Below are 12,430 nucleotides of genomic sequence, written 5' to 3' on the forward strand. Positions count from 1 at the left end.
CGTTGTGTTATGGCTATCGAACTACCTCCGACGCCCGATAAACCCATTCCGCCGCACCCTTCGCCCGATGGCCAGGACCTGGCTCTACCCCCCGGCTCGGCCCTGAGCCAGGAGGCCACGCGCCGCACCCGGCGCTCGTTTATTGTGGGGGGGCTGGCCGCGCTGGGCGGCGTGCTGGGCTGGCGCTACCTGCTGCACCGGCCCGATGCCGACGGTACGCCGCTGCCCTTCCGGCGGGTGCTGGACGCCAACGGCCGCCTCTCGGCCGCCTACTTCCGCGAGACGCGCCTAGCCCCCGAATTTCCGAAAAGCCTGGCCCGCGAGCCCCGCCAAAACGGCAACGCCGGCTTGCAAACGCCCCTAGACGCCGCGGCCTGGCGCTTGCTGGTAGAGCCCTACGGCGGCACCACGGTGCGCGAGTTTACGCTGGCCGAAATCAAGGCCCTACCCCGCACCGAATTCACGACCCAGCTCAAGTGCATCGAGGGGTGGAGCGTGGTGGTGAACTGGGCCGGCGTTCGCTTTGCTGATTTTTTGAACAAATACCCCATTGCCAGCCGCAGCGGCCAGCCCATTACCGACAGCACCAAGCCGCCCGCCGACCTGGCACCCTACGTTAGCGTCGTCACGCCCGACGAGGAATATTACGTAGGCCTCGACATGCAAAGCGCCATCCATCCCCAAACGCTGCTGTGCTACGAGATGAACGGCCAGCCCCTCACGCCCGAGCATGGCGCACCGCTGCGCCTCGTCACGCCGCTCAAATACGGCATCAAGCACCTCAAGCGTATCGGCACCATTTCTTTCACCGACGAGCGCCCCGCCGACTACTGGGCCGAGCAAGGCTACGACTGGGATTCGGGGCACTAGCGGAAAGTTGAGCTAAAGAGAACGTCATGCTGAACGCAGTGAAGCATGACGTTCTCTTTTAACTTGTTGCCTTACATCACCACCCGAATTTCGTAGTGCTCTTGCGCCGGGTTGGCTGCGTTTGGTACGCGCCAGGCGCCCACGCGGCTGGGGCCGTAGCCAAGGTTTACCTTCACCCACTCGTCGCGGGTGGGCAACAAGGCCAGGATATCGGCGCTGAGGCGGTTGAGGTCGTCTTGCGCATCTTGGTGCTGCTGGGCCAGTTCGTCGGCGTGCTGGTCAAACGAGCCCGTGGGCGGGCGCTGCTCAAACTCGGCGGCCGAGGCCGCTACGTTGGCGTCGTGCACCGCCTCGTTGTGCTCAGCAATGCCGAGCTTGCGTAGGTCTTCCTTGGCAGCGAGGTAAGCTTCTACTTTCTCCACCAAAGGCTGGAGGTCGGGGTTGAGGTAGTCGAGGTTGGAGGCCATAAGGGGGGTAGGGATTGCAGAGTTTTTAGGCGGCCGCGGGCGCAGTAGGCTTGTTGCGCTGGCATTTTTCGCCGCAATATTTTACTTCCGGCCAGTTGTTGCGCCACTTCTTGCGATACTCGAAGGGCAGGCCGCAAGTTGCGCAGATTTTGGTGGGCAACTGGCCTTTTTTGAGCTGGGCAGCCATAGAACAGGGACGAAAAATGAAAACCTGCCGGACCTTTACCGGCCGGCTAGCGGCTGTTTACGTTTAAAATCGCCCTGCCGGCCATCTTTACTTTCGCCGGCGCCTACCCCCTCCTTTATGTCCCACGCCCCCGACCTCATCGGCCAGGCCCTGCTCGACTACCAGCACGGCCACCACGCGGCCGCCCTCACCGTGCAGTGCAGCGCCGCCGACGATGAGCCGCTGCCCGCCGCTTATTTTTTTCGTACCCTGCTGGCCATGCCCGAGCTAGAGCGCCAAGCCCTCGACGAGTGCCGCGGCCGCGTGCTCGACCTGGGCGCCGGCGCTGGCTGCCACTCGCTGGAGCTGCAAAGCCGTGGTTTCACCGACATTAAAGCCATCGACCACTCGGCGGGCGCCGTGCAGGTAATGCAGGCCCGCGGCGTGCGCGAAGTGGCCCAGCACGACATCTTCGCGCCCCGCGCTTCGCAAGAGCGCCCCTACGATACTATTTTGATGCTCATGAACGGCCTCGGCCTGGCCGGCACGCTCGAAGGGCTCGACAAATTTTTGCGGCACGCCCGCACGCTGCTCGCGCCCGATGGCCAGATTTTGGCTACCTCCTCCGACATCAGCTACCTCTACGAGGATGAGGATGGGGCGCTGGTGTTCAACCTCAACGGCCCGTATTACGGCGAGGTCGAGTACACTTTTCAGTACAAAAACCAAACCGGCGAGCCATTCCCCTGGCTATTTATCGACGGGGCGCTGCTTGAAGATGCCGCCCGCCAGGCAGGGTACGAAGTTGATTTTCTGGGCGATGATGAAAATGGCCAGTACCTGGTGCGCCTTAACCTGGTAGGTGGCTTCGAGCCCGCTATCGACTAATTACTTCTCTACCCCCCCCCTATGCCTCATAGTCAAACCTACCCCGTGCGCTGGGCCGAACTCGACCCCAACGGCCACATGCGCCACTCGGCCTACGCCGATTTTGCCGCCGACCAGCGCGTGAATTGGCTCGCCAGCGCGGGCTTCGATATTCGGCGCTTTGCCGAACTGCGCATCGGCCCCATCTTGTTTCGGGAAGAAACCAAATACCTCAAGGAGGTGCACGGCGGCGAACAAATTCGCGTGGAAGGCCGCGTAACCGGCGGCACGCCCGACGGCTCGCGCTGGACCATCGAGCACACCATTTACAAGGCCGATGGCCGCGTGGCTGCCACCGTCACCGTCGATGGCGCCTGGATAGACCTCGACCGCCGCAAGCTTACCGTGCCCCCCGCCGAACTGGCGCAAGCCCTAGCGGTGGAGGTATAAGCAAACAGAACGAGTAAAAAAGAACGTCATGCGGAACGCAAGTGAAGCACCGCTACCACGCCGTTAGGGTTTCGAATCCAACGATGCGGTAGCGATGCTTCACTTGCGTTCCGCATGACGTTCTTTACTTTTCGTATTATTTGTTCTACTTCAACGACTTGGCAATGCGATTGAGCTGCTGCTGGTGGTGCAGCGTGTGGTCAAGAATCGACGTAACTGTTTGGCCTATGGTGAGCCAACCGGCGCGTGGGTGCCGAAACACGGTGTGCCGCAGCTTGCTGCTCGGAAACTCATTAAGTACCTGTTCGAGCTGGCGGCGTACGCTGTCCCACTCGGTGCGCAGCTCGGGCAGCGGCGCAATGGTTTCGGGTGCGGGCGGGGGGGGTAGGGTAGGCGGCACCTTAAACTTGAGGCCCGGAATACGCAGCGCCAACCGCAGCATGAAACTCCGCAGCCGGTTCTTAAGCGTGCTAATTCGCAGCGTGCTGTGGTCGGTGGCCAGGGTTTTTTGCAAAGCGCCCACAATGCTTTTCTCGGCCGTGAGCACGTGGTGAATTACCTGGGCGGCGGCCCACTGGCCGGGCACCGGCGCCACGTAGGCGCGGGGCCCCAAGGCTTCGGCCGAAGCCAGGGCATGAGCGGTGGCGCGGTCGAGCTGCTCGACCAGTAGGTGGAGGCGGTGAGTCATGGCAGAAGCTGGGTGGGCGTGAAAGGGCGGGGTAGGGCCGCTAAGCCGAGCGGCGTAGCTTTGGGTAATGGGTAGGGCTTCATACGCAAGCCAAACCGCGGTGGCTTTCGTGAGCGGGCCCGCCCTCCCAAAAAACGTGCTAAACACGCTGCCTTCGTGATTTTCAAGAATACTATTTCCAACCTCACGCGCATCCGGCAAGTGGCCGAAGTGCTGCTGCGCTACGGCTTTGAAGACGTGGTGACGACCACGCCGCTGCGCCGCCTCGTGAGCCAGAGCCGCCGCCTGCGCTGGCTCGAAAACGACGACCGCCCGGTGTTCGAAACCACGCGCTGGGAGCGCATCAGGCTTATTATTGAGGAGTTAGGCCCCACGTTCATCAAGCTGGCCCAGGCCCTGAGCAACCGCGCCGACTTGCTGCCCCAGGCCCTCATCGACGAGTTTGAGAAGCTGCAAAGCAACGTGCCACCCTTCCCGGTGGAGGAGGCCCGCCAGATTATTGAGTTCGAGCTGGCCCGCCCGCTCGAAGAAGTATTTGCGGAGTTCGACAACGTGCCCATTGGCTCGGCCAGCATCGGGCAGGTGCACCGGGCGCGCCTACACAGCGGCGAGGAAGTAGTAGTAAAAATCCAGCGCCCCGGCGTGCGCGAAAAAGTGGAGGGTGACCTGCGCCTGCTGCACGAGTTGGTGCGCCTGACGGGCGGCTTTTTGCGCAACCAGGGCCTGAGCAACCCGCAAGATGTGGTCGATGCCTTCGAGCGCAGCATGACCAAGGAGCTCGACTACACCTCCGAGGCCCGCGCCATGGAGCAAATGCGCAAGCTCTACGAGCACTACAACACCTTCTATATTCCGCAGCCCTACCGCGAGCTGAGTACGGCCAAAATCCTGGTTATTGAGTTTGTAAATGGCTGTAAGATAACCGATAATTCCCAGCTGCTGGCCTGGGGCCTCAGCCCCGAAGTGGTGGCCGAAACCGGCATGGATATTTACCTGACGCAGATTTTTGAGTTCGGGTTTTTCCACGCCGACCCCCACCCCGGCAACGTGCTCGTGCGCCCCGATGGCACGCTGGTGCTCATCGATTTTGGCATGGTGGGCAAGCTCACCAAGCAGCAGAAATACGCCTTTGCGGGCGTGTTTATCGGCATGGCCCGGCAAGACGCCCGCAGCATGGCCGTCAACTTCCGGCGCTTGGCCCTGAGCAGCGAAATCCCGGACATGCGCGCCTTTGAGGCCGACCTCGGCCGGCTGATTGAGGACTTCGCCCTGCTCGATGTGAAAGAGATGAGCATGAGCGACTTGGCCGATTCGCTGCAAGGCATCATCTACCAATACAAGCTGCAAGTCCCGGGTGCGGTGTTCCTCATTTTGCGGGCGCTGGTTATCCTCGAAGGCATTGGCAAAGTGCTGCACCCGCGCTTCAATACCTTCGAATTTGTGCGGCCCTACGGGGCCAAAATCCTGCGCGAGCAGTACTCGCCCGAAAATATTCTCAGCGAGGCCGAGTACACCGGTACCCAGCTGCTGGCCCTGCTTCAAACCCTGCCCATCGACCTGCGCCAAATCATGCGCAAGGTGAGCAAGGGCGAGCTACGGGTAAAAGTCGAGCTGAGCGGCTACACCAGCCTGCTGCGCAAGGCCGACCAACTCGTGAGCCGCACCGTGCTAGCCCTGCTCACGCTGGGCACGCTGCTCTTCGCGGGCCTGAGTTTGCTGGGCCACTACCCCCCCGAAATGCCGTACTACCGCGGCTTGCCCGTTATCACGTGGTATAGCTTGGGTATCAGCTTGTTTATAGTGCTCCTCCTAACGATGCCGCGCCGCGCTCGGCGCGAATGAGGGGGGTAGGGGGTGGCACTAAATACCGCCGCTCGTAAGTAGCAACGCCATGAAAATACCAATTAACTGGCACGACGCCCGCTATTTAGCCGCCGGCAATGCCCGGCAGCAGCGCGCCTACGCAGTGCTGGAGGAATTGGCCCTGCTTAGCACGCTGCGCGCCTATGGCCCCGTAGTGGCGGGCACCATTCCGCGCGCTATTGATTTGCCTACTAGCGATATAGACGTCATCTGCGAGGTGGCACCCACCGCCCGTGCCGCGTTCAGCCAACTAGTGCAAGCGCAGTACGGCCACCGGCCTGCTTTCCGGCTTCGCCAGCTAAGGATTGGGGGCGAAGAATCGGTGGTGAGTAGCTTTCGCTGCGCAGAAATGGAGGTGGAGGTATTTGGGCAGGCGCTGCCCACGACGCGGCAAAACGCCTTCCGGCACCTGCTAGTAGAGCACGCCGTGCTGCAAGCTGGGGGCGAGGCGTGGCGCGCCGCCGTGCGCCGGCTCAAGCAGCAGGGCCTTAAAACGGAGCCCGCGTTTGCCACCCTGCTCCAACTGCCCGGCGACCCTTACGCCGCCTTGTTAACGCTCGAAAACCTGTCGGCCGCCGAATTGTCTGCTTGGGTAGCGACCTGTTCCGTATGACCTTGACCCCGACCAACTCCCTACCCCCGCGCCCAACCACGGTGCTCTTCGATTTAGACGACACGCTGTTTGACCACACCGCCACGTCGCGGGCGGCGTTGCGCGCCACTACCTCCGGGCTGCCCTTCTTTGCGGCGGTAGATTTTGAGCCTTTCTATCAGTTTTACAGCGGCTTGCTCGAAGCGCTGCACCTGCGCGTGCTGGCAGGCAGCTGCTCCTACCCCGAGGCCCGGCGCCTGCGGTTTGAGGGCTTGCTGGCCCAGTACCAGCCGGCCGCTACCCCCGCTGATGCCGAGCAGCTGGCCGATGCCTACTACGTGCAATACCCGCAGCAGCGGCAGCCTGTAGCGGGCGCCCTGGCCTTGTTGCAGGCGCTGCGGCCGCACTATCGCATCGGCATCATTACCAATAACCGCACGGCGGAGCAGGCTGATAAGCTGCACTTTCTGGGCATGACCGATTTAGTAGATGCCCTCATCACCTCCGAAGATGTGGGCGTGCCCAAGCCCGACCCGCGCATCTTCCAGGCCGCGCTACGGCAATTAAATGCCCGGCCTGAGGAAACGGTACTGGTGGGCGATAACTGGCACGCCGACGTGCTGGGCGCGCTGGACGTGGGTATTCGCCCGCTGTGGCTCAACCGCTCCGGCGCTCCGCGGCCGCTGGCCCACGTGGCCGAAATAACCAGCTTGGAGCCGCTAGCCAAGGTATTGGCCAAAATTGCGGGCCGCCCGGCAAACTCCTGCCCCCTCGCCTGAGGCATAGCCAGAATCAGCTAAGTGGTAGGCCGTAGCGAACGGTGCATGATTTGAATGGCATATCTTGTGCTATGCCAGCAAAACAAAGCATTGCCGAGTACTACCAGCAGTATGGGCGGGAGCGCCCCGCGGCCAGCCAGTTCACGGTTTACCGAATGGAGGATGTGGCAACGCCCGACTCCTTTCCGCACGTGCGGCGCGATTTCTACAAGATAAAGTTGCTGTGCAATGCGCAGGGTATGTTATCGTATGCCGACCGTAGCGTGGCGGTGCAGCAATGCGCCCTCATTTTTGTGAACCCGCTAATTCCGTATGCGTGGGAGCGCAAGGCCGGCCGCGAAACCGGTTTCTCCTGCTTATTTACCGAAGAGTTTATTACGCAGCAATTGAAAACGGCTAGCGTAGCTGATTCGCCGCTATTCCGAGTTGGGGGCACGCCGGTAGTATTTCCGCCGCCCGAGGCGATGCCACGGCTAAACTGGCTGTTTGAGCAGCTGCTGGCCGAGATGCAGTCATCGTACGCTAACAAGTATGACTTGCTGCGTAATTATGTGCAGCTACTTATTCACGAGGCAATTAGGTTGGCGCCGGCGGCGGCCGCTGGTTCGTCGCGCACGGCGGCGGTTCGCCTGAGCGAGCAGTTTCTGGAGCTGCTGGACCGGCAGTTTCCGCTGGCTTCGCCGCTGCATACCCTACCCCTCAAAAATGCGAACGAGTTTGCCCGGCAACTGGCCGTGCACACCAATCACCTGAATAAGGCGCTAAAGGAAACGACAGGCAAAACAACCACTGAGCACATTGCCCACAAGCTAGTGGCCGAAGCCCAGGCGCTGCTCCGGCAAAGCAACTGGAGCATTGCGGAAATTGGGTATTGTCTAGGCTTCGAGCACGCGCCCAACTTCAACAGTTTCTTTAAAAAGCATACTGGGCAACCTCCCAACCAGTACCGCAAGCAGCCGGTATTGCTTTCATAAGTATTGGATTGATTCGCATACTTCTGCCGCGGTGGCTGCCCTGACCTTTGTGCGCTACTTATTTAAGCTGGAACACATGGAAAACGGACTAGAAAACAAGGTTGTCGTCATTACGGGAGCCAGTAGTGGCATTGGCGCGGCCACCGCATTGCTGCTGGCGCAGCGCGGCGCCAAAGTGGTGCTGGGTGCGCGCCGCCTCGACCGCCTGGCGGCCTTGGCGGCCCGCATTGCGGCGGCGGGTGGAGAGGCAGCCTACGCCCGTACCGATGTGACGCAGCGTGCCGACCTGGCCCAGCTCGTGCAGCTAGCGGAGGAGCGATATGGGCGGCTAGATGTCCTCATCAACAATGCGGGCATTGGGCCCATCTCGCTGCTCGATGAGCTGCGCGTAGCGGACTGGGACGAGATGATTGATGTGAACATCAAAGGATTGCTGTACGGCATTGCCGCTGCGCTGCCGGTTTTTCGGCGGCAGGGGTTTGGCCAGTTTGTCAATATTGCTTCGACGGCCGGGTTGCGCATTGTGCCCACCATGGCGGTGTACGCGGGCACAAAATTCGCCGTGCGCGCCATTTCTGAAGGGTTACGCCAGGAAGCGGGCGACAAGCTGCGGGTAACCATCGTTACGCCGGGCGTTATCGACACCGACTTTGCCAATTCGATGACCAACCCAGAGTTAAAAGCTCAAACGAAGGATATGCAGGGCAAACTGGGCATTTCGCCCGAGGCTATTGCGCGTGCGGTGGTCTTTGCCATCGAGCAGCCCGCTGATGTAGATGTGAGCGAGATAATAGTGCGGCCCACTGCGCAGAGCTAGCGCCGCCTAGAGGAGTAGCGCGCCTGCTAGGAGCCTACACAACGGGCCACTACACTTTATACCTGGCTGTGCAGCAGCTATTTTAGCGCCATGTACGCTCCGCTGCTCGCCCACATTGCCCGGTACGTGGCCCTGACGCCCGAGGAAGCAACCTTGCTGGTGAGCTACTTGCGCACCCAAACCGTTGCGCGCAAGGATTTTTTGCTGCGCGAAGGGCAGGTGTGTCCGGCCAGCTACTTCGTGCTGCGGGGCTGCCTGCGCACCTACTTCATTTCAGATAAGGGCACCGAGCAAATTATCCAGTTCAGCATCGAAAACTGGTGGGTGAGCGACTACGCCAGCCTGGCTACGCACATGCCCTCGCAGTATACTATCCAAGCTATTGAGCTTGTTGAGGTTGTGGTATTTGATAAGCACGTGCAGGAAGAGGTTTTTGACCATATTCCGAAGCTGGAGCGCTACTTCCGTCTCGTTTTTCAGCGGGTGGCAGCGGCGGCGATGTTTCGGGGCAAGTTCCTGTTTGGCATGTCGGGCGAGGCGCGCTACCACTACTTTAATGAAGCGCTGCCGGGGTTTGTGCAGCGGGTGCCGCAGTATATGTTAGCTTCCTACCTGGGTTTTACCCCCGAGTTTCTGAGTAAGATTCGGGCGCGGTAGGCGCTCAGCGAAGCGCGCATTTCTTAACCTAGATTAAGGAGCTGCCGGGGGGTAGGGCCGGACCTTTGTGTCATCTTCAATCCCTTTTAAAGTGCTGCTAACATGCGCGTTAACATTCAGCAAATCGAGCCCGAGGCCTTTAAGGCCGTTTATGCCCTGGAGAAGTATCTGAGCCACTCCAGCCTCACGCCCATTCACGCGGAGCTGATAAAGCTGCGCGCCTCGCAGCTCAACGGCTGCGCCTTCTGCATCAACATGCACGTGAATGACGCCCGCAAGCACGGCGAAACCGACCAGCGCCTGCACCTGGTGGCTGTGTGGCGCGAAACCGGCGAATTATTTACCCCCGAGGAAAAAGCCCTGCTGGCCCTGACCGAGGAAATCACGCTCATCAGCCAGCACCACGTTTCGGACGCTACCTACCAGGCCGCGACAGCGCTCTTGGGCGAGCAATACCTGGCTCAGGCCATTATGGCCATTGCTACCATCAACGTTTGGAACCGGGTGGCCATTACCACGCAGCTTCCCATCGAGGGGTAGGCCGGTAGCGGCAAGTGGCCGGCGCCAGGATAGGTGCAGCGAAATGGTGGAGGCCCGCGCCGCCTACCCCGCCTACCCCTGCCAGGCGGGGTAGGCGGGGTAGGCGGCGCGGGCCTCCACCATTTTTGGTTTGCCGGGCGTAAACTTCCTTCCTTAAAAGGCGTCATTTAGGAGCGGCGGTGCGTAAAATAGTTTTCTGCCTTGGCCGCTGCCCGTAGCTTTGCTACCCCACGGCCCGCGCTGGTCGAAACCGAGTATGCTGCCTCACCCCGCGATTTTATGAAACTCTTCAAGTCTGCCGACCTCATCCGTAAAAGCAAGCACATCAGCCGCGACCTGAGCTGGCTGCGGTTCAACTACCGGGTGCTCGACCAGGCGAAGGACCCCGCGCGCTCGCTCTTCGATAAGCTGCGATTTATGAGCATTACCAGCTCGAACCTCGACGAGTTTTTTATGATTCGGGTGGGCTCGCTGTATAATTACCTCGACTACGGCAAGGAGCGCGTCGATTATTCGGGCCTGCGCGAATTGCCGTTTCGGCGCAAGCTGCTCGACTTTGCCCACCGCTTCGTCAACGACCAGTCGCTGACGTACATGAACGAGCTGAAGCCGCAGTTCGAGAAGCAGGGTTTCAGCATCCGGCGCATGGAAGAGCTGACCGAAGTGGAGTTGAAAAAGGTGGAAGGCTACTTCAAAAACACCGTTTTTCCGCTGCTCACGCCGATGGTGTACGACTCGTACCACGGCTTCCCGCTCATCATCAACCAGGTGCTGACTTTTGGGGTGGTGACGCGCGAAATGGGCGCCGCCGAGGCCAGCCAGCACGCAGCGCCCGCCATGGCCACCCTACCCCCCGACGCGGAGAAGGGCCAGGAACGCCTCACGCTCGTGCAGATTCCGCAAAACCTGACGCGCTTTTTCGAAATTACCCGCAAGGACCGCGTCGTATTTGTGCCCATCGAGGAGATTGTGCGGGCCAACTTGCCTAAGCTGTTTCGCAACGTCGAAATCGTGTCGGCCGACTTGTTCCGCGCCACCCGCAACGGCGACTTTACGCTGGAAGAATCGGAAGACATCGACACCGACTTTATCAAAGAAATTCAAACGGGCCTCAAGACGCGGAAGCGGGGTAGGGTAGTGCGCGTGGAGGTCGAGCCCGACGCCTCGGCTTACATGATGAGCATCCTGCGCGAGCGCTGGAACATCGACAACGGTAACATCTTCGTTATTCCGGTCTTGCTGGATATGAAGGGGTTGAATCAGATTTTGCGTTATCCTTCCTTCCGGGGCAAGGGCGCCAAGCTGCCCGCGCCGGTGCTGCCGCTGAGCTTGCCCGAAGGCGCCGAGGACAACATGTTTGAGTACCTCAAGCACCACGATGTGCTGCTGCACCACCCCTATAATTCAATTGAGCCGGTAGTGCGGCTGCTCGAACGCGCCGCCGAAGACCCGCAGGTGCTGGGCATCAAGCAAACGATTTATCGCCTGGCCGAAGACTCGCGCGTGACCGCCGCCCTGCTCAAAGCCGCCGAAAACGGCAAGCACGTTTCGGTGCTGTTTGAAGTGAAAGCGCGCTTCGATGAGGAGCGCAACATTCGGGAAGGGGCGCGGCTCGAAAAGGCCGGCTGCTTCGTCATCTATGGGGTAGGGAAGTACAAGACCCACACCAAGATGCTGATGATTATCCGCAAGGAAGGCGAAAAAGTGACGCGCTACGTCCACATCGGCTCGGGCAATTACAACGAGCAAACCTCGCGCCTTTACACCGACCTCAGCCTGCTTACGACCAACGACACGTACGGCCACGACGTGTCAGAATTCTTCAACGTTATCACCGGTCACTCGCAGCCCGACGACTACGAATACCTCATCACGGCCCCGCGCGACATGCGCCAACAGCTTATTCACCTGATACGGGAGGAGGCTAAAAACGCCAAAAAAGGCCTGCCGAGCGGCATCGTCATCAAGATGAATTCGCTTGAAGACCGGGAGCTGATTGACGAATTTTACAAGGCTAGTAAGGCCGGCGTACCCATCCGGTTTATCGTGCGCGGCATTTGCTGCCTGCGGCCGGGCCGGGTAGGGCTGAGCGAGAACATCGAGGTGAAAAGCATTGTGGGCGAGTACCTGGAACACGCCCGCTTGCTGTATTTCCACCACGGCGGCGAGGCGCGCCTCTACGCCGGCTCGGCCGATGCGATGGTGCGCTCCTTCGACCGTCGCATCGAGGCTATCTTCTTAATTGTGAACCCGCAGCTGCGCCGCGAGGCTATCAACATCTTGCAACTCAACCTGCTCGATAACCAGAATAGCTACATCATGCGCGAGGATGGCGCCTACATTCGGCAGCAGCCCGCTGCGGGCGAGCCGGTGGTCAATATTCACCGCGATTTCTACCGCCGCCCCGACGAAGCCCAGATGGCCCAGGCCACGCCCGATGGCCTGCTGGCCCTGCTGCGCGAGCAAGCCGCCCAGCGCGTGCGCCTGGCCGCCGAGCTAGCCGCGGCCGAAGCCGCCGCAACTGCCCTACCCCCCCTTGTCGAAGACGGGGCCGATAGCTTCGGCCAGGGCGAAGCCCTCATGCAGGATGAAGTTGATAATGAAGCTGATATCGCCAATATTGTAGTGGACGAAACGGCGTAGTAGATTGGATACATAAAAAAGCCCGTCCTGCTGAGCTTGTCGAAGCATCTCTACTGG

Annotated in this window: 14 protein-coding genes; 11 read left to right on the top strand and 3 right to left on the bottom strand. The window is 60.5% G+C overall.

Features of this window, described 5'->3' with window-relative positions:
* The first annotated feature begins 9 nt into the window (after positions 1 to 9).
* Complete coding sequence (locus GO988_RS02690) at positions 10 to 870, top strand: molybdopterin-dependent oxidoreductase (protein WP_157561984.1); 861 nt, start codon at positions 10 to 12, stop codon at positions 868 to 870.
* Positions 871 to 941: 71 nt separating this feature from the next.
* On the opposite strand, the gene GO988_RS02695 is transcribed toward GO988_RS02690, so the two are convergent.
* Positions 942 to 1,337: a hypothetical protein gene (locus GO988_RS02695; RefSeq protein WP_157561985.1), complete on the bottom strand. Its 396-nt coding sequence runs from the start codon at positions 1,335 to 1,337 to the stop codon at positions 942 to 944.
* A gap of 25 nt (positions 1,338 to 1,362) precedes the next feature.
* On the bottom strand, positions 1,363 to 1,524 hold the full coding sequence (locus GO988_RS02700) for a DUF2256 domain-containing protein (protein WP_157561986.1): 162 nt from the start codon (positions 1,522 to 1,524) through the stop codon (positions 1,363 to 1,365).
* A 117-nt stretch (positions 1,525 to 1,641) separates the two neighbouring features.
* Here GO988_RS02700 and GO988_RS02705 point away from each other — a divergent pair, with 117 nt between their 5' ends.
* Positions 1,642 to 2,391, top strand: a complete 750-nt coding sequence (locus GO988_RS02705) for a class I SAM-dependent methyltransferase (protein WP_157561987.1) — start codon at positions 1,642 to 1,644, stop codon at positions 2,389 to 2,391.
* Positions 2,392 to 2,412: 21 nt separating this feature from the next.
* The gene (locus tag GO988_RS02710; RefSeq protein ID WP_157561988.1) at positions 2,413 to 2,820 is read left to right on the top strand and encodes an acyl-CoA thioesterase; all 408 of its coding nucleotides are present in this window, start codon (positions 2,413 to 2,415) and stop codon (positions 2,818 to 2,820) included.
* Between the two features lie 145 nt (positions 2,821 to 2,965).
* On the opposite strand, the gene GO988_RS02715 is transcribed toward GO988_RS02710, so the two are convergent.
* Positions 2,966 to 3,508 (bottom strand): DinB family protein, encoded by a 543-nt coding sequence (locus GO988_RS02715; protein ID WP_157561989.1) that lies wholly within the window; start codon positions 3,506 to 3,508, stop codon positions 2,966 to 2,968.
* A 156-nt stretch (positions 3,509 to 3,664) separates the two neighbouring features.
* On the opposite strand from GO988_RS02715, the gene GO988_RS02720 reads away from it, so the two are divergent.
* From GO988_RS02720 to ppk1, 8 genes are all read left to right on the top strand, one after another.
* A complete protein-coding gene (locus GO988_RS02720) occupies positions 3,665 to 5,350 on the top strand; it encodes an ABC1 kinase family protein (RefSeq protein ID WP_317164765.1) in 1,686 nt (561 codons plus the stop codon).
* A 49-nt stretch (positions 5,351 to 5,399) separates the two neighbouring features.
* Complete coding sequence (locus tag GO988_RS02725) at positions 5,400 to 5,984, top strand: DUF4269 domain-containing protein (RefSeq protein ID WP_157561990.1); 585 nt, start codon at positions 5,400 to 5,402, stop codon at positions 5,982 to 5,984.
* Positions 5,981 to 6,742: an HAD family hydrolase gene (locus GO988_RS02730; RefSeq protein ID WP_157561991.1), complete on the top strand. Its 762-nt coding sequence runs from the start codon at positions 5,981 to 5,983 to the stop codon at positions 6,740 to 6,742. The genes GO988_RS02725 and GO988_RS02730 overlap by 4 nt, the downstream gene beginning before the upstream one ends.
* Before the next feature lie 71 nt (positions 6,743 to 6,813).
* Positions 6,814 to 7,716, top strand: a complete 903-nt coding sequence (locus GO988_RS02735) for a helix-turn-helix domain-containing protein (RefSeq protein ID WP_157561992.1) — start codon at positions 6,814 to 6,816, stop codon at positions 7,714 to 7,716.
* A 31-nt stretch (positions 7,717 to 7,747) separates the two neighbouring features.
* On the top strand, positions 7,748 to 8,533 hold the full coding sequence (locus tag GO988_RS02740) for an SDR family oxidoreductase (RefSeq protein ID WP_449405073.1): 786 nt from the start codon (positions 7,748 to 7,750) through the stop codon (positions 8,531 to 8,533).
* A gap of 90 nt (positions 8,534 to 8,623) precedes the next feature.
* Complete coding sequence (locus GO988_RS02745) at positions 8,624 to 9,190, top strand: Crp/Fnr family transcriptional regulator (RefSeq protein WP_157561993.1); 567 nt, start codon at positions 8,624 to 8,626, stop codon at positions 9,188 to 9,190.
* 102 nt (positions 9,191 to 9,292) lie between these two features.
* Positions 9,293 to 9,730, top strand: a complete 438-nt coding sequence (locus tag GO988_RS02750; protein WP_157561994.1) for a carboxymuconolactone decarboxylase family protein — start codon at positions 9,293 to 9,295, stop codon at positions 9,728 to 9,730.
* A gap of 279 nt (positions 9,731 to 10,009) precedes the next feature.
* Positions 10,010 to 12,373, top strand: a complete 2,364-nt coding sequence (gene ppk1, locus GO988_RS02755) for a polyphosphate kinase 1 (protein WP_232341399.1) — start codon at positions 10,010 to 10,012, stop codon at positions 12,371 to 12,373.
* Positions 12,374 to 12,430: the final 57 nt, after the last annotated feature.

This window comes from Hymenobacter ginkgonis (assembly GCF_009755225.1).
Lineage (GTDB): Bacteria > Bacteroidota > Bacteroidia > Cytophagales > Hymenobacteraceae > Hymenobacter > Hymenobacter ginkgonis.

What these genes read in the sequence shown, in the direction of transcription:
- GO988_RS02690 (WP_157561984.1), top strand. Translation starts at nt 10, where the DNA reads ATGGCTATCGAACTACCTCCGACGCCCGATAAACCCATTCCGCCGCAC.
- GO988_RS02695 (WP_157561985.1), bottom strand. Translation starts at nt 1,337, where the DNA reads ATGGCCTCCAACCTCGACTACCTCAACCCCGACCTCCAGCCTTTGGTG.
- GO988_RS02700 (WP_157561986.1), bottom strand. Translation starts at nt 1,524, where the DNA reads ATGGCTGCCCAGCTCAAAAAAGGCCAGTTGCCCACCAAAATCTGCGCA.
- GO988_RS02705 (WP_157561987.1), top strand. Translation starts at nt 1,642, where the DNA reads ATGTCCCACGCCCCCGACCTCATCGGCCAGGCCCTGCTCGACTACCAG.
- GO988_RS02710 (WP_157561988.1), top strand. Translation starts at nt 2,413, where the DNA reads ATGCCTCATAGTCAAACCTACCCCGTGCGCTGGGCCGAACTCGACCCC.
- GO988_RS02715 (WP_157561989.1), bottom strand. Translation starts at nt 3,508, where the DNA reads ATGACTCACCGCCTCCACCTACTGGTCGAGCAGCTCGACCGCGCCACC.
- GO988_RS02725 (WP_157561990.1), top strand. Translation starts at nt 5,400, where the DNA reads ATGAAAATACCAATTAACTGGCACGACGCCCGCTATTTAGCCGCCGGC.
- GO988_RS02730 (WP_157561991.1), top strand. Translation starts at nt 5,981, where the DNA reads ATGACCTTGACCCCGACCAACTCCCTACCCCCGCGCCCAACCACGGTG.
- GO988_RS02735 (WP_157561992.1), top strand. Translation starts at nt 6,814, where the DNA reads ATGCCAGCAAAACAAAGCATTGCCGAGTACTACCAGCAGTATGGGCGG.
- GO988_RS02745 (WP_157561993.1), top strand. Translation starts at nt 8,624, where the DNA reads ATGTACGCTCCGCTGCTCGCCCACATTGCCCGGTACGTGGCCCTGACG.
- GO988_RS02750 (WP_157561994.1), top strand. Translation starts at nt 9,293, where the DNA reads ATGCGCGTTAACATTCAGCAAATCGAGCCCGAGGCCTTTAAGGCCGTT.
- ppk1 (WP_232341399.1), top strand. Translation starts at nt 10,010, where the DNA reads ATGAAACTCTTCAAGTCTGCCGACCTCATCCGTAAAAGCAAGCACATC.